Genomic DNA, 15,354 nt, shown 5'->3' with positions numbered 1-15,354 from the left:
CGAAGAATGAAGATAATTCCACTCAAGACACGTCTGTCATCAACGCGTGGTCGTCCATGGCTCTTGGGAAAAAAGGGGCGAAGGCGTGACATCTGTCCTTCGCTCAGCCAGTAAAGATTGCTCATCGTTCAGTCTCCTCAAGCGAAACTGAATCAGCTCTTCATTCTCAAATCAATGGGTCCTGAGCCTAATTTTAATGTTGCTAGATTGCTACTTCAAGCGAATGTCGGTATCGGTGGTTGCGAGCCCCCGCAACCAACGATAACTGCACTTGCACCAAGCCCTTCTTAACGAAGGGCTTTTTTGCGTTTAAGCCTTCGCGCATCCTAACCATAAGAACGGCCAGAAGTGCCGTTTGCTTAAGAAAGTCCGGGTTCTTCTTCCCAGAGGCAAAAGTCTGGATCGCCGCCAGATCGCCGCGCAGCACAATCATCAGTTCATCATTGTTCGGAACCAGTTCGATGCGGCTGACGAGTGAGCGCAGACGTTCGGCTGCCTTTGCCCGCGTCGCTTCATTGTGAAGCTGATCGTGCAGTGCTTCCATCTGTTCATGATAAATCTTGGCCATGTTTGGATGCAAAAGGGCAGCGGGGGCTTCTGCGTCGTCGAGAAGGGCTTTGAGTTCCTTCTTGCGCGTTTCCGGTTTCGTGCCGCGTTCTTTTACCATTTCCGGTGTTGTCACGTTAAGTTTCTCTGTAAGCGTTGTTTCAGCGCCACAGCGTCTAAATCTCTATTGAGAATTAGTGTTTCTTCAGTTTGTAGCCCAACGTAATGTCATATCCCAACAATCCAAACCTGGTCCAAAGCCGTTGGGCATAATTTTTGAGACCCTGAATCCTAGTCTCTCATAGAAACCAGAACTATGCTGGCTTGTTGAAAGCACTAGCTCATCTATGTTTTGCAAATGTCGAGCTTGCTCTAACCTGGCTTTAAACAAGTACGTGCCAATGCCTTTTCGATGCATCTCTGAGCTTACCATTCCCCATGATAAAGAAGCTTGACGCTTTTTTGCATCGATAGTTAATCCACCACAAGCAATGATGTCTTCGTTAAGCGTGAGCACCAGGTAAAAGCCTTCCACACCAGATTTTCCGATCAGAAAGTCGCAAAATTCTTCGCGTTCTCCTGCTGCAAAGAAGGTCGGCACATTGCTATCGAATATTGCCAGGCAGCCGTTAAAATCGCTGACAGTATAAGGTCGGGCAATCAAGTTCGTCATCATGAGTAATTCCACGGCAGTAATTCATCAATTCGGCTCTGCTTATGGCCATTGACGATTGCTGTGAGCGTAGTGGTAAGCCATTTCTGCGGATCGACTGAATTGAGTTTGCATGTTTCAATCAGTGAGGCGATTGTAGCCCAGTTATGAGCGCCTGCTTCATGACCTGCGAATAATGCATTTTTCTGCTCAATGCTATTGGCCGGATTGTTCTTTCGACGCTGTTGTTATCCAGTTCCACGCGACCGTCAGACAGGAACAGACACAAGCCGTCCCAGTATTTAGCGATATATTTCAACGCTTCGCCCAATGGGGCTTTTGCCGACACGCGTGCGCGGTGATGCGCAAGCCATGTTTGCATATCGATGATCAGCGGCTTTGATTGTGCCTGACGAGCTACGAGCCGCGCTTCTGGATTGAGACCACGCAATTCAGCCTCAATCTTATAGAGTTCGCTAATCCGCTTTACACCGTCTTCAGCAATCGGGGACGAGCCTGTGCGCGTAATCTCAATAAGCTTTCGACGCGCATGAGCCCAGCAATAAGCCAATTGTATATTCGGACCAACACGATCTGGCGCGACCAACCGATTGTAGCCTGCATAGCCATCCACTTGCAGGATACCGTTGAAGCCCTTCAATATCTGTTCGGCATTATCTGTTCGGCATATTGGCCAGATCGTCCCGGCGCATAAGTGAAGGCGACACCGGGCGGGGCATTGCTGCCCCATGGTCTGTCGTCTCGTGCCAAAGCCCAAAAATATCCTGTTTTGGTCTTTCCGGATCCGGGCTCAAGAACCGGCGCACGCGTCTCATCCATGAAGAATTTGCTTGATCGCTTCAGATCAGCAATCAGCGCATCAAAGACAGGGCGCAGCTCAAAGGCTGCCCGTCCCACCCAGTCAGCCAGTGTCGAGCGATCTATGTCGATGCCCTGACGGCCCATAATCTGGGCCTGGCGATAAAGCGGAAGATGGTCGGCATATTTGGAAACCAGCACATGCGCGACCGTTGCTTCTGTTGGCAAGCCTGCTGGTATCAATCGGGCGGGAGCTGGCGCTTGCACAACACCATCAGTGCAAGCACGGCATGCGTATTTAGGACGATGCGTGACAATGACGCGAAACTGCGCAGGGATCACATCCAGTCGTTCAGAAACATCTTCGCCAATGCAATGCAGACAACCACCGCAGGCGCAAATCAGACTTTCTGGTTCAATTACTTCATCAATGCGGGGCAGGTGCTTTGGTAAAGAACCGCGATTGATGGCGCGTGGCTTTGATGCAGGCTTCTCTGAAGCTGTATCCGCTTCATCTTCTGCATGGATCGCCGCTATAGCTGTTTCCAAGTCTTCCAGGGCCAGATCAAACTGCTCAGGATTAATCTTCTCTGACTTGCGTCCAAAAGCGGCCTGTTTGAAGGCTGCAACCAGCTTCTCCAGCCGCGCAATCCGATCATCTTTACGAAGACCGAGCGCTGTTGCTGCGATCAGCATCGCTTTGAGTTCAGCAATATCATTGGGAAGATCGGCGGCATCCAGCATGGGCCGAACTTATCAAATCCGGCCTTGATATGCTTGACTATTATGTTGTCAGAGTCATCGTGCCGCAGCTGTCAGGCCAGTGCTCAATAGCTATTCAACCGTAATCGGCGCTCTCACTTCCACCGCCCGGACGCGTCGCCAGTCAAGCCCTGCAAACAAAGCTTCAAACTGTGCATGGTTCAACGACATTAGCCCATCGCGGATCTCTGGCCAGCTGAACGTATGGGCTTCCAAGCGCTTATAAGCCAGAACCATACCTGTGCCATCCCAGTAGATCAGCTTGAGCCGATCCGCCTTTCGCGAACGGAAAACAAATACAGTTCCAGTAAATGGATCCTTGCGTAATTCGTTCTTCACCAACGCGGCAAGCCCGTCATGGCCTTTACGGAAATCGACAGGTTTGGTAGCCACCATGATCCGAACCCGGTTGGAAGGGAAGATCATTTGAGAGCCGCAAGCGCGCTTGCAACAGCTGCAATCCGGGATGCAGACACACCTTCTTCCAGCCGAATGATGACTTCCCCGCAGAATATCTCAACGCGTTAAGATGGTGGCGTCACCGGCTCAATTGCAGGCTCCGCTACTATGATCGCCGCAAATTCCGTATCATCTTCGGGCGAAGGCAAAACAAGCTTGCCCTGACGTGCCAGCGTGCGCCATGAAGACAGATAGTTCGCACGCACGCCGTAGCGACCGGCAATTTCCTGCACGCTCACGCCAGGACGCAAGCTTTCCGAAACAATCCGGGCTTTTAAATCAACGGGCCACTGACGATGGCTGTCACGCTTACTCTGATCCGTTGAGAGAAACTCCATTCGAGGCTCCATGGAGAAACTCCGTTCTGTCCATTCGCTAACTCTCAATGACAGAACACAAAATCAAACAGAACGTGGGGCAAGAACACCGGTTACTTTTATTCTCGCCTTCTATAATGCGATTGACGTATTCGGCCGGGATTATTTCTTCTTCGCCCGACCGCAGCTTTGTGCGGAATTTGCGGGCAGCTTTTATGTCTTCGCAATCCTCGACAACTTCTAGCAATTTTTCATAATCGGCTTTGGGAAGGAGGGCGAGTTCCTCTCCAAGAGGCGTTGTGATGAATTGGACCGGTATTTTCATGCCATCCTCGCGAACTACTCAAATGCCTTCCCAATGTTGGAAGTAGTCCAAATGCTACCCTTCAGGCAATCTGTGACAGTAGCGCCGAGTACATTTGGAGGGAAACTCACGACCACAGGCAGCAAAATCAAGAGAGAAGATATTTGCGCAATTATGCCCTAACTGCCTTTTTCCACGTACTCAGTATCAAAAAGTGAGTGCGCTCTCTTAATAATCATAATTAGGGTTAGAAAAAAATGAATAAATATAAAATAGCATAATCTGGAATATAGAAATGATGAGAAGTTGAAAAAATATAGAAAAAAGAAAATCATTAATGCTGAGCAAGAAATTACAATCGAATAAGAAATATTTGTATTTAGTTGGCGAATAAAAGCCGTCCTGAGTTCTAATTTATTATTTTTCATGCCCTGTAGATTGGCATCATTTAGCTGCGTCCAATTTCTATGATAAATGGAGAAAAGCGCAATTTGCACATTCAACAGGAGCGCCGAGAATATCGCAAAGATCGATACGGAGACTGTGTAAGTATCTTTATCTAAAATAGGGCCTAAGGCTGAAAGCAAAACGGCCGCAATTGCGGGTAGGAAAAAGAATGTTAGAAAAACATCGCGTTCTATTTTCTTACGTAATTTTACATTTTCTAGGTCTTCATGAGTGTAATCATGAAGGGTATTTATATGGTCAATAGCTATTCCTAATATGTTTATTTTCATTTTTTCAGCTTTAAGACAGAATGAATATCGATCAATATTTCATCGCTCTCTTTAAAAACAGATATAGGTGTTGGATGTCCATTTTCCCCAGTTTCAATTTCACTGGTTATGTCTATTACACTTGCATCGTTGTTATATCCTAATACGCCAATCACTCTTGTGTTTTTGCCTACTCTAACTTCACCAGACACTTTGTCAAACTCATTCCCATCAAATTCAATTACGCTTCCATCGTTCATTTTAGACTTGCTTTTAAAATATTCCCTTATGTCTTTAAATGAGCCGAGGGTGCCGTTTCTTTGAGCCTGAATGCTTAGCTGGAACTTAGCGGAAGAGAACTTGGCCTTATCCGAATAAACATCGCTCAAATCCGTAGGGCTAGACTTTTTGTTGAGTCTGACTTCTCTTACTTGATTGTCATGTAGCGCCTTACCTTCACCGTCACCCGGCGAAACTTTAACAGCCCGCATCGTATATCCCGGGTGTTTTTGCTTAAACGCCTCAAAAACTGCCTCTTGAACGACAGTAACACACGAGCGGCCCTGAAATGACTGCATTGTCATATAGCACCAGTCGCAATTCTCTGGTGATCGGATATGAAAAGCGAGAGGAATTACTTCAGCGTAATTTGCTTCCGGTCATGAACAACACCGTAATAATTGCGGGCGTCGCCACTTGCGTAAGTCACATCTTCTATATGCCAACTTCTCTGAGCTAATTTATTTGCAACCTTCAGGTTTTCGTCTGTCAGATACCCTAGCAGTCAGGGAATGTCCGGTGTCTGCAATCTTTCATCTAAAGCCGCCAGTCCGCTTCCCACTCCATTGCAGCCGTTGACCGAGTTCGACAGTTTCCTTGGCCGCCCTGCCGCATATGAACCACACATCGCCGCCGTTAAATTTCCGAAAAGTGGGTCACGTCTCCAATGGAGATGACAGCTCGGTTGCGGAAAAAATCGTCCTGTCTGAGCCGGGTTATGCTTCCCGATTTGACGGGGAAGGACACGAAACCTGCCGCGTCGATAGGGATTCTCATCCACGCCGCGACGACCATGCTAAGCGTAAATCCGTGCGTCACGATGATCTGCGTCTGACAAGGACGCCCCACAACGTCGTCGACAAAAGGAAACACTCGCCTTGCGACATCGCGCCGCGTCTCGGCGCCCTCAATGCCGCAATCGTGATCCAGCCGATTATCATCCGGCGCCGGGATATAACGGGAATCCAGCCAATCTTGAGGTTTGCCACCTGCGACCCCATAGTTGATTTCTCGCAGGGCTGAGGTCTCCTGCACTGTCTGACCAATACGCCTAGCGATTGCAGCGGCAGTCTGAGACGCGCGCCGCAGGTCGGAACTGTAGATTTCGACTTCGCCTGGACCGATCATGACTGCAAGGCGTTCGGCAAGGACATCTGCCTCTCGCGAGCCGAGATGAGTTAAGTCGCTGTCGTACCAACCCCCAACCTTATTCGTCAGGTGATGGGCCGCTTCAGTATGAGTCACCACGAAGATCTCTTTTACCGCAACCAAGCCTTCTCGCCTTTCGTCCTGTCCTAGATCAAAAGCAGACAGGCAGCTTCCCACCCTGTCTCAGTCACAAGCAGGTCGATCCTATAATGCCGCTCAAAAGCAGTGGCAAGCAGCTGGTGACAAAAGATTTGGAAAGTGTATCGCTGTTCTGGAATTAATCGATAATAAAAACAGTGAGTTAGAATTCCCAAGAAGTTTCAGTTTGCATGGTTTACAAACCAAAACAGCTGAAAAATAAGAGCGAAAATCGCAAGTTATCTAATGAAATCAATTGGCTGGGGAACCTGGATTCGAACCAGGACTAACGGAGTCAAAGTCGCAGCCAATATATTGATATATAATATTTTTTCAAAAAGATGTATATCACGCCCTTTGTGAATCAATGGGTTAGTGGCGAAATGCAAACCAATTTAACGCAATTTCGCACGATGGGTTCGCATATAATTGCTAGCCTTAATTTCATCGTAAGAGGACATTCGGGCGAGCCCCGACGACGGCGGCTTTGCGCCACATTAGGTCATCGCTATGTCCGCCGCATCTGACCCTGACAGACGCGCATTAGACGCCTCGTTGACACCAATAGTGCTAGTTTGAGATCAGCTTACGATCAAGCGCTGCCAACAGCCGGGTGACAAACCGAAGTTTGCTTTGAACCGGCGGTTCATGTGAGCCTGATCGCTGAACCCGGCGCTTATCGCTGCATCGGCTAAAGTTAGGCCTGCTGCGATATAAAAACGCGCCCGGTCGAGACGACGCATCGTGAGATAACGATACGGGCTTGTCCCGTATGCTTTGCGGAATTGGCGGGCGAGTTCGTAACGATTCTGGCCTGTAACGTTTTCAAGTTCGCTTGAAGCCACGGTCCTGCAAATATTTGCCTCAAGGTATTCCCGCGCGAGGCGCACAGCTCTGGTGTCGATTACACTGCGTTGGGAGCTCCTGGTAGAAGCATCATATGCGAGCAACCCATCTGTTAGACGGGCCGTTATGTCATCTAATGCAACTGGCTCCAACATCGCGTCCATTTCCGCAAATGCGGAATGTATGGCGTTGAACAATCTCGGATCGCCTAACACAGCATCTTTCACGAATGGAAGCGCACCGGTCGGTCGGCCTAGGGCCTCTCTGACAATTGCTGGTTCCAGATAAAGCATACGATAGTGGAAGCCCTGCTCGTTTCCTGCTTCGCCATTATGAATTTCGTCAGGATGCAACACAATCACGCGCCCCGGTGTACTGTTCAAACGTGTTCCGCGGTAGTCGAAGCTCTGGACGCCATTAATTGTGTAACCGATCGAATAAGTGTCGTGTCGATGGGAAGCATATGCTTCGCCTGAAAAAAAGGCCTCTATTCGCTGGATTCCGACTTGCCATGGGGCAGAACGCACCCAGTCACCCGTGCACGATCGTTCAAGACCTGGTGTCATCTCCTGTGGCACAACACTTTCGTGACTGTCGTTAGCTGAAATTTCGTTTCTCCTTCGCGGTCTAACAATAAGGAAACACAGATGAAAATAATCAATCTTGATGAAAAACTGAACCAATTTTCAAGCCACTGGGACCCGCATGTCATCGCAGACTACAATGAAAATGACGTGATGGTGGCCAGGTTTATTGGTGAATATCCTTTCCACAAGCATGACGCGACTGATGATTTCTTCTACGTCATCGAAGGCGAAATGGAAATTGATGTTGAAGGAGAGCCGTCACGCACCGTAAAAGCCGGCGAATTGTTTGTGGTTCCTAAAGGTGTTGTACATCGCCCTCGAGCCGAGAATGAAGTCAAGGTTCTTCTGATCGAACCGAAAGGCGAACCAAATTCAGGTGATTCCGATCGCGAACCGGCCCCCAAACCTCGCATCTGATATGAGCGCTTTGGGCCGAATTTTGCTACAGCCACAGTCAAGTTGATGACCCGCTTTCGAAGACTGCTCTCAGAAACATGCCGCTTCTTTGCTTGCGACGAACGCTTGACTGCATTGCATTGGCTACGAATAGGCCGATACCGTAAGGCAGCAGCAGAAAGCCGCCTGTGCCTACCAACGTGAACCCGAACGCGGCGACAACCACACCGGCGAACATTCCAAGCGTACCAATGATTTGTGCGAAGATACCCATCGCACTATTTCTCTTTGCCGTGCTTTGTGACTAATTCTGCCAGTTCTTTCCATGACACTCTAAAATGTTTTGTCTTCGCGTTTTTTGGATAGAAGTCTACGGTGTTGTCACGTTAACTGGGCTGCAGTTGCCTGCCTAGCGGGTTGGGCGTAAATTTTGGCGATGCAGACATCAGATATCAGCTTCAAGCGTCACCGTTTTCCGCCACAGATCGTTGCTCATGCGGTGTGGCTTTATCTGCGGTTCAACCTTAGTCTGCGTGAAGTTGAGGAAATGCTGCTTGAGCGTGGAATCGACGTGTCATACGAGACAGTTCGTCGTTGGATCGCCAAGTTCGGCCCCCAAATCGCTCGCAACTTGCGGCGGCGTCAGGCGCGCCCCGGCGATATTTGGTATCTGGACGAAGTGGTCGTCAAATGCGCTGGAGAGAAATTCTGGCTCTGGCGTGCGGTGGATCAAAACGGCACCGTTCTCGAAGAAATCTTGCAGAAGCGGCGTGATAAAGGGGCGGCAAAGCAACTGCTCGTGGCGTTAATGAAGCGCTATGACTTTGCTCCCAAACGGATCATCACCGATAAGCTCCGCTCGTACGGTGCAGCAAAGGCAGAAGTGGCACCCGGCCTTGGCCATTGGTCGCACAAGGGCCTCAATAATAGGGCTGAAAACAGCCATCTGCCGTTTCGAAAACGGGAACGAACCATGCAAGGCCACCGATCATCGGGAGCGTTGCAACGGTTCGTCTCCATGCACTCCGTAACACGCAATTGCTTTTCAGTTCCGTCCCGCCGCCGAGCCGCACAAGCAATTCGATACCATCGCCTCGAAGCTTTCGATGCATGGAAAATTGCGGCCGGTGTCGCCTGAATATCTACGAGCCGCAGACCTTTCCGGCCAGAGAAACTTAACGTGGCAACACCAGGGCAAGTCCACAGAGGCCTGTCGCAGGATCGCAAGAAGTTTCCGTTCGTTAAATCTTATAACTTTCATAGAAATCTCCTCGATCATAATGCCGAGAAAATTCTACATTTAAACGCAATTAATTTCTGGGGATTAACCGTGTCACACCGTGTTAAGTCCGGTAGCTCGCATGCCAGACGTGGATTTTCTTTTAAAAAACTCTCACTGCGCCATATGAATTTTGTATTTCCATTCAGTCCCCACTGGAAACAACCTACGATAATTCCTATGATAGAAATCCAATAGTTAAATTCCGGGGACAGTTTTGTTATTTGAAATCGTGACGGTGATATTGCTGACGGTCCTCAATGGCGTCCTTGCAATGTCGGAGCTCGCAGTTGTTTCTTCACGCCCCGCCCGATTGCGTGTGCTGGCGGATAAAGGCAGCCTCGGTGCGCGCATGGCAATCGAGCTTTCTGAAAACCCAGGCAGATTTCTGTCAACGGTCCAGATCGGTATTACACTGGTCGGTATTCTTTCCGGTGCATTTTCAGGCGCAACCCTTGGTGCACGGCTAAGTGGATGGCTGCTCAGTCAGGGTATATCGCCCTCATTCGCCGATGCTCTTGGTGTGGGTTCCGTCGTTGTTCTCATCACCTATCTGTCCCTCATCGTCGGTGAACTGGTACCAAAACAGATTGCACTGCGCGAACCGGAAGTCATTGCTAGCCGTGTCGCACCAACAATGAAGATGCTCTCAAAAATGGCAGCCCCCCTCGTGTGGCTGCTGGATAATTCTGGGCGTCTCGTGCTTAACCTTCTTGGTCAATCGGGTAAGTCCGGCGATGGTGTGACTGATGAGGAAATCAAATCCGTATTGGCGGAAGCACAGAGTGCGGGTGTGATTGAAACCGAAGAATCGCGTATGATTGCAGGCGTGATGCGTCTGGCTGATCGCACCGCACGCGGTATGATGACACCGCGCCTTGATGTCGAAATGATCGATATTGGCGACAGTTTCGAAGAAATTTGCGATCAATTGCAGCATAGCAGCCGCTCGCGCCTGCCGGTGCGTGGTGACAATTCCGATGAAATCATCGGTGTTTTACAGGTGCGGGATTTCTTCAACCAGCTTTCCTTAAAGGGCAGCGTCAATATCCGCGACATCGTGAAGGATGTTCCGGTCGTATCTGATTTTTCGGATGCACTGGACGTTGTGGAAGCGATACGCGGCACGCCAACGCATATGGTTCTTGTCTATGATGAATATGGCCATTTCGAAGGGCTTATAACCGCTGGCGATGTGATGGAAGCCATCATCGGCGCCATGCAGGAAGACCATGTCGAGGAACTGGCCATCGTACGCCGGAATGACGGCTCCTATCTGGTATCTGGATGGATGCCGATTGACGAATTTTCAGCGTTTTTGCACTTTGAAATCGATGAAGGCACAGAATACAGCACGGTTGCCGGACTTGCTCTTGAAGAGTTCAAGCATCTGCCGGAAGTGGGCGAAACTTTCGTTAAAAATGGCTGGATTTTCGAAGTGGTTGACCTTGACGGACGACGCATCGACAAACTGCTCGTATCTGCCGAACACCCGATCAGCGAGTAATTTGAGCCAGTCTTAAGTCATCCAAAGATTGCCAATCAGGATGATCAAAGCAAACGCCCCGCCATATGCAACCCAGAACATGTCACTTTCTACGAAGCGACTGAAAGGCATTTTCTGACAATTTTTAATGAACATCGCTATACCCGCCATACGGGAAATTTTCCTGCCGCGCATCCATTATTTAATATGATATTAATAGTCAAGTTTATTTGACTGAATATTGGGATTGTCTTTTGAGTTCTCTAAAATGCGAGCAGCATGCAACAGGTGTGATGTTGCTGCTAAACTTCGAAAATTAAGTGTTCCGCACGATCAAAAGTCATTGCAGCATGGCCCCAATTCATGGAAAGAGTTGAGACATGATATGCTTCCTGCAACAATTCGCAGACGCCTATGTGACCTGCCAGAGCATTTCCAGCAAAAGTGCGAAGCGGTTTTGCGTTGGATAATGCGTGAAAATAAATAGATAGGGCATTTCCGATGATTAAATCAAAAAAGGAAATGCTCTAAGGACCAGTGAATGAACGAGAATTTGGTGTCTGTAGATGAGGATCAGGAGCGCGCACGCGTGGCCTGGCTCTATTTCGTCGGTGGTCAGACCCAACAGGAAATCGCGCAGCGCCTGAATATAACGCGTCTCAAGGTCAATAAGATTATCGGGCAGGTGCGCGAGTCCGGCCAGATACAAATCAGGGTCAGTCTGCCGCTTGTGGATTGTATTGAGCTCGCAGAGAAAGTTGCGGTCCGCTATGGCCTTGCGGAGGCTGTCGTTGTTCCTGATCTTGATGATTATCTGGAGCAGAAGCGTGTGATCGGCGAAGCCGCCGGCGCAATGGCCAGCGAGTTGATTGCAAACCGCGATATGGGTGTAGGGATAGCATCCGGCCGCACACTCAGCTTTGCAGTGCGCAGTCTGCGTGCGCGCCCAAAACCTGAAAGCTGGGTGGTTGGTTTGACCGGCGGTGTAACCAGCGGCTCCTCCACCAACACATTTGAAGTCGCAACAGCCTTCGCACGCGCGCTGGGTGTTGAATGCCACTATCTCACCGCCCCCATCTATTGTGCGAACAGAGAAAGCCGCGATGCAATTCTGCTGAGCGATGAATTGACTGACGTCCTGGCACGAACGGAAATTGCCGATATTGGTCTTGTATCCTGTGGGTCACTTACGTCCGAGACATCACTCACACACATAAGGGTCGTTAAAGATAATCTCGATGCTGTGCTGAAACTTGGCGCAGTCGGCGAGTTTCTTGGATATTTTCTGGATGCACAGGGCAAGCCGATCGACCATTTTCTCAACGATTCAATTATCGCCCTGCCGCCTGATAAGCTCAAGCTCAAGCCGGCATCCATTCTCGTCTCTGGCGGACTGAACAAAATACCCATCATTCGGGCTATTCTGCGCGGAGGCTATGTCAATCGTCTCGTTACGAATGAAGGCGTGGCCAGTGCTTTGCTGCAAGGTCCACGTTAAAGCGCAAATCAGATGAAACGTGCTTTATTGTGTCCAGATATAAAATCGCTTTGAACCACGAAAATTTATGCGACAGGATGATCGCGAACGGACCACGTGATCGCTTTTCCACACCTGTTGTCATTGAAGTTTCGTAAATCCGTCTTCCGGCTGTCAAGTTGAAGCAGCATAGGCATTCGCGCCTCAGTAAAGGAGCGCGTAGCAATGCCTCAATCAATTGAACTCACGAACATCGGAAAAACCTTTGGCGGAAATGACGTCCTCAAAGGCATTGATCTTTCCATTCGTCCGGGCGAGTTCATTTCACTCGTCGGTATGTCCGGATGTGGTAAATCAACCCTGTTGCGGATTATCGCAGGGCTTGAAGCGCCCGATAGCGGCTCTGTCGCCATTGGCAATCAGGACGTAACCGACATCGACCCCAGCGATCGCAATCTCGCGATGGTTTTTCAATCCTATGCGCTTTATCCGCATATGAATGTTCGCCAGAACATTGCGACACCGCTTAAAATGCGCAAGCTGAAGCTATCGGCACGACTGCCGCTGATAGGGCGTCTGTTTTCATCCGCTAAGGTGATGGCAGAAATCGACGATGCCGTTTTACAGGCTGCCGAGACTTTGCATATCGAGCATCTGCTTGATCGTAAGCCTGCGCAGCTTTCAGGTGGACAAAGACAGCGCGTTGCCCTTGCACGCGCCCTGGTGCGCTCTCCGTCAGCCTTTCTCATGGATGAGCCGCTTTCCAATCTTGATGCCAAACTGCGCGCCCATATGCGCAACGAGCTTGCGCAGCTTCATCGCCGCCTTGGTGCGACCTTTGTCTATGTGACACACGATCAGATCGAAGCGATGACCATGTCAGACCGCATTGCGCTCATGTCAGAAGGTCGTATCGAACAATTGGGAACGCCGGATGAACTTTACAGCCGCCCGGCAACGCTGACGGTTGCGCGCTTTATCGGCACACCGTCGATCAATCTGCTTCCCGTTGAAATAGACGATCAGGGGCATGTAACCTTCATCGGGAAAGCACTCGGAATAGCGGTGGCAACGGGACAAAGCGGACCGGCGATGCTGGGTCTGCGTGCTGAAGATTTGCGTGTGGTGGAAAAAGGATTGGCTGCACGTGTTGAGCGCAGCGAAACCCATGGTGCTGATCGCTTTGTTACCTGTCGTCTTCTCGATGATAACAACATCGAAATCACATTGCGCCAGCGTGCGGGCGATAGCTTCAATGAAGCCTCCGATGGCGTGCTTCATATTGGCTTTTCCCCGGATCGCATTCATTTGTTTGGCAATAATGGTTTGCGAATTGAAGCCATGCGCGAGCGGGTGCTGGCATGACGAGCACCGATTTTAAAGACGTTCGCGCTCTCGGCTATCGGGCACGTCAGTCACGCACAGCAAGACATCTTGTCATGCGTGGATTGATGTTTGCAGCACCGGCAGGTCTGCTTTTGCTTGCAACCTACATCATCCCGATGATCGTTCTGGCGGGATTTTCGGTGACTGATTATCAGCTTGGAGCCCTCTCGTCCCGTTTTGTGGGGCTGGGGAATTTTATCAAAGCTTTTAGCGATCCCGTTTTCATACGGTCGCTGAGAAACACGGTTCTCTATGCGCTGATTGTCATACCGTTCGGCGTGTTTCTCGCGCTTGGCATTGCACTGCTTGTTTACAATCGCAAGCGGAGCCGTGGGTTCTGGGAAGTTGCTTATTTTCTGCCGGTGACTGCAACTTTGGTTGCTATGGCAACCGTCTGGCAGTTCCTGCTGCATCCTTCCATCGGCCCGGTGAATGCCGTCATCAAATGGTTTGGGTTTGAGCCGGTATCATTTTTATCCAATCCCGCATTGCTTATTCCGACCATGGCTCTGATTGGAATCTGGCAGGTGCTCGGCTTCAACATGGTGCTGTTTCTGGCGGGACTGACGGCAATCTCCAAAGATCTGCATGAAGCGGCGCGTCTTGATGGGGCGAAAAACCCGATTGATCGTTTTTTGACGGTGACGTGGCCTATGCTTGGACCCACAACCATGTTCGTTGTCGTTACGACCTCCATTTCCGCATTCAAAGTGTTTGAGACGGTTGCGGTGTTGACCAAAGGGCGCTTCGGTTCAGAAACACTGCTTTTCAATCTTTACCTTGAAGGTTTCGAATATTCGAACACCGGTTACGCAGCAGCCCTTACGCTGATTTTTCTGGCGATTGTGCTGGTGCTTTCCATTGGACAAACCCTCCATCTCGACAAGAAAGTGCACTACTGATGGCCGCACTTCGAAAATATATGCCGCATCTCGTTTTGGCGCTGGGTGCGTTCGTCATGCTGCTGCCATTCTACTGGATGGTACTGACCTCAATTCGCTCTCCGGCAGAAGTCTTCAACGTATCGCTTTGGCCAATCCCGGAAAAATTTGATGCTGTCGAGAATTATACACGGGCGGCTGCTCAAGTGCCCATGGCGCGCTTCATGCTCAATGGTGTCATTGTCTGTTTCGGTATTCTGATCGTGCAGGTTCTAACTGCCGTTCCCGCTGCCTACGCACTGGCGAAATTGCGTTTTCCGGGCCGCAAACTCATGCTTGCCTTGGTGATTGCAGCTCTATGCGTGCCTATTCAGGCACTCGCTCTGCCGCTGTTTGTCGGTTTGGCAAAGATGCAATTGCTCAACACCTATTTCGCGATGATGGCTCCGTTCTTTCTGTCGGTTTTTGCGATCTTTCTGTTTCATCAGTCGTTTCGCAGCTATCCCGATGAAATCATCGAAGCGGCCCGTATGGACGGCTTTTCTGAGATGGAAATCTGCTGGGGTATCGTCCTGCGTGGTTCTCTGCCTTCGCTTGCAGCCTTCGCTGTCTTTTCACTCGTCGCACATTGGAACGATCTGTATTGGCCGATGGTCGTAGTCTCCGACACCAATCTCGCGCCACCACCACTCGGCATGCTGTTTTTCGCCGATATCGAGTCTGGTGCGAATTACGGCGCTCTCATGGCAGGGGCCACGATCATTACCGCGCCCATGGTCGTCTGTTTCCTGCTTGCACGCAGGCATTTCATTGCGGGCATCACGATGACCGGCGTCAAATAATCCCGTTCACCACTTACTTTCCTCCCACTGTCC

The 15,354-nt window shown here is 50.0% G+C and carries 17 protein-coding genes and 1 pseudogene; 7 read left to right on the top strand and 11 right to left on the bottom strand.

The features are described 5' to 3' along the window. From ABE530_RS14830 to ABE530_RS14785, 10 genes and pseudogenes are all read right to left on the bottom strand, one after another. Positions 1 to 125: transposase (locus tag ABE530_RS14830; RefSeq protein ID WP_499695018.1), on the bottom strand; the 125-nt coding region annotated here is incomplete at its 3' end. A 77-nt stretch (positions 126 to 202) separates the two neighbouring features. Then, positions 203 to 682, bottom strand: a complete 480-nt coding sequence (locus tag ABE530_RS14825) for a hypothetical protein (protein ID WP_499695013.1) — start codon at positions 680 to 682, stop codon at positions 203 to 205. A gap of 69 nt (positions 683 to 751) precedes the next feature. Then, the gene (locus ABE530_RS14820) at positions 752 to 1,222 is read right to left on the bottom strand and encodes a GNAT family N-acetyltransferase (RefSeq protein WP_499695012.1); all 471 of its coding nucleotides are present in this window, start codon (positions 1,220 to 1,222) and stop codon (positions 752 to 754) included. Then, positions 1,219 to 2,761: pseudogene (tnpC, locus tag ABE530_RS14815) on the bottom strand (IS66 family transposase). The gene ABE530_RS14820 and the pseudogene tnpC overlap by 4 nt, the downstream one beginning before the upstream one ends. 90 nt (positions 2,762 to 2,851) lie before the next feature. Then, positions 2,852 to 3,205, bottom strand: coding sequence for an IS66 family insertion sequence element accessory protein TnpB (gene tnpB, locus ABE530_RS14810; RefSeq protein ID WP_499695011.1), 354 nt, complete (start codon positions 3,203 to 3,205; stop codon positions 2,852 to 2,854). Positions 3,206 to 3,303: 98 nt separating this feature from the next. Further along, entirely contained in the window at positions 3,304 to 3,576 is a 273-nt protein-coding gene (locus ABE530_RS14805) for a transposase (protein WP_499695010.1), read from the bottom strand. 37 nt (positions 3,577 to 3,613) lie between these two features. Next, on the bottom strand, positions 3,614 to 3,880 hold the full coding sequence (locus ABE530_RS14800; protein WP_499695009.1) for a hypothetical protein: 267 nt from the start codon (positions 3,878 to 3,880) through the stop codon (positions 3,614 to 3,616). 712 nt (positions 3,881 to 4,592) lie between these two features. Then, entirely contained in the window at positions 4,593 to 5,153 is a 561-nt protein-coding gene (locus ABE530_RS14795) for a hypothetical protein (RefSeq protein ID WP_499695008.1), read from the bottom strand. Positions 5,154 to 5,490: 337 nt separating this feature from the next. Continuing rightward, positions 5,491 to 6,126 carry a histidine phosphatase family protein gene (locus ABE530_RS14790; RefSeq protein ID WP_499695007.1) on the bottom strand — a complete coding sequence of 212 codons (636 nt, stop codon included), beginning with the start codon at positions 6,124 to 6,126 and terminating at the stop codon, positions 5,491 to 5,493. A 596-nt stretch (positions 6,127 to 6,722) separates the two neighbouring features. Then, positions 6,723 to 7,514, bottom strand: coding sequence for an AraC family transcriptional regulator (locus tag ABE530_RS14785; protein ID WP_499695006.1), 792 nt, complete (start codon positions 7,512 to 7,514; stop codon positions 6,723 to 6,725). Positions 7,515 to 7,634: 120 nt separating this feature from the next. Between ABE530_RS14785 and ABE530_RS14780 the strand changes: the two genes are divergently transcribed. Next, positions 7,635 to 7,991, top strand: a complete 357-nt coding sequence (locus ABE530_RS14780) for a cupin domain-containing protein (RefSeq protein ID WP_499695005.1) — start codon at positions 7,635 to 7,637, stop codon at positions 7,989 to 7,991. A gap of 37 nt (positions 7,992 to 8,028) precedes the next feature. On the opposite strand, the gene ABE530_RS14775 is transcribed toward ABE530_RS14780, so the two are convergent. Further along, on the bottom strand, positions 8,029 to 8,244 hold the full coding sequence (locus ABE530_RS14775) for a hypothetical protein (protein WP_499695004.1): 216 nt from the start codon (positions 8,242 to 8,244) through the stop codon (positions 8,029 to 8,031). Positions 8,245 to 8,406: 162 nt separating this feature from the next. Here ABE530_RS14775 and ABE530_RS14770 point away from each other — a divergent pair, with 162 nt between their 5' ends. The 6 genes from ABE530_RS14770 (at position 8,407) to ABE530_RS14745 (ending at position 15,321) form a co-directional block, all read left to right on the top strand. Next, on the top strand, positions 8,407 to 9,108 hold the full coding sequence (locus tag ABE530_RS14770) for an IS6 family transposase (protein ID WP_499695003.1): 702 nt from the start codon (positions 8,407 to 8,409) through the stop codon (positions 9,106 to 9,108). Positions 9,109 to 9,466: 358 nt separating this feature from the next. Further along, positions 9,467 to 10,756 carry a hemolysin family protein gene (locus ABE530_RS14765; protein ID WP_265985067.1) on the top strand — a complete coding sequence of 430 codons (1,290 nt, stop codon included), beginning with the start codon at positions 9,467 to 9,469 and terminating at the stop codon, positions 10,754 to 10,756. A 520-nt stretch (positions 10,757 to 11,276) separates the two neighbouring features. Further along, entirely contained in the window at positions 11,277 to 12,233 is a 957-nt protein-coding gene (locus ABE530_RS14760; protein WP_265985066.1) for a sugar-binding transcriptional regulator, read from the top strand. Positions 12,234 to 12,437: 204 nt separating this feature from the next. Further along, the gene (locus ABE530_RS14755; protein WP_499695002.1) at positions 12,438 to 13,577 is read left to right on the top strand and encodes an ABC transporter ATP-binding protein; all 1,140 of its coding nucleotides are present in this window, start codon (positions 12,438 to 12,440) and stop codon (positions 13,575 to 13,577) included. Next, positions 13,574 to 14,500 carry a carbohydrate ABC transporter permease gene (locus tag ABE530_RS14750; RefSeq protein ID WP_499695001.1) on the top strand — a complete coding sequence of 309 codons (927 nt, stop codon included), beginning with the start codon at positions 13,574 to 13,576 and terminating at the stop codon, positions 14,498 to 14,500. Before ABE530_RS14755 ends, ABE530_RS14750 begins: the two co-directional genes overlap by 4 nt. After that, positions 14,500 to 15,321 (top strand): carbohydrate ABC transporter permease, encoded by an 822-nt coding sequence (locus ABE530_RS14745; protein WP_265985071.1) that lies wholly within the window; start codon positions 14,500 to 14,502, stop codon positions 15,319 to 15,321. The genes ABE530_RS14750 and ABE530_RS14745 overlap by 1 nt, the downstream gene beginning before the upstream one ends. Positions 15,322 to 15,354 lie beyond the last annotated feature (33 nt).

This window comes from Brucella sp. TWI559, assembly GCF_039674265.1.
Taxonomy (GTDB): domain Bacteria; phylum Pseudomonadota; class Alphaproteobacteria; order Rhizobiales; family Rhizobiaceae; genus Brucella; species Brucella chromiisoli.
This window is presented reverse-complemented; position numbering and strand designations above follow the sequence as displayed.

What these genes read in the sequence shown, in the direction of transcription:
- ABE530_RS14745 (WP_265985071.1), top strand. Translation starts at nt 14,500, where the DNA reads ATGGCCGCACTTCGAAAATATATGCCGCATCTCGTTTTGGCGCTGGGT.
- ABE530_RS14775 (WP_499695004.1), bottom strand. Translation starts at nt 8,244, where the DNA reads ATGGGTATCTTCGCACAAATCATTGGTACGCTTGGAATGTTCGCCGGT.
- ABE530_RS14755 (WP_499695002.1), top strand. Translation starts at nt 12,438, where the DNA reads ATGCCTCAATCAATTGAACTCACGAACATCGGAAAAACCTTTGGCGGA.
- ABE530_RS14780 (WP_499695005.1), top strand. Translation starts at nt 7,635, where the DNA reads ATGAAAATAATCAATCTTGATGAAAAACTGAACCAATTTTCAAGCCAC.
- ABE530_RS14800 (WP_499695009.1), bottom strand. Translation starts at nt 3,880, where the DNA reads ATGAAAATACCGGTCCAATTCATCACAACGCCTCTTGGAGAGGAACTC.
- ABE530_RS14820 (WP_499695012.1), bottom strand. Translation starts at nt 1,222, where the DNA reads ATGATGACGAACTTGATTGCCCGACCTTATACTGTCAGCGATTTTAAC.
- ABE530_RS14750 (WP_499695001.1), top strand. Translation starts at nt 13,574, where the DNA reads ATGACGAGCACCGATTTTAAAGACGTTCGCGCTCTCGGCTATCGGGCA.
- ABE530_RS14795 (WP_499695008.1), bottom strand. Translation starts at nt 5,153, where the DNA reads ATGCAGTCATTTCAGGGCCGCTCGTGTGTTACTGTCGTTCAAGAGGCA.
- ABE530_RS14760 (WP_265985066.1), top strand. Translation starts at nt 11,277, where the DNA reads ATGAACGAGAATTTGGTGTCTGTAGATGAGGATCAGGAGCGCGCACGC.
- tnpB (WP_499695011.1), bottom strand. Translation starts at nt 3,205, where the DNA reads ATGATCTTCCCTTCCAACCGGGTTCGGATCATGGTGGCTACCAAACCT.
- ABE530_RS14805 (WP_499695010.1), bottom strand. Translation starts at nt 3,576, where the DNA reads ATGGAGTTTCTCTCAACGGATCAGAGTAAGCGTGACAGCCATCGTCAG.
- ABE530_RS14770 (WP_499695003.1), top strand. Translation starts at nt 8,407, where the DNA reads ATGCAGACATCAGATATCAGCTTCAAGCGTCACCGTTTTCCGCCACAG.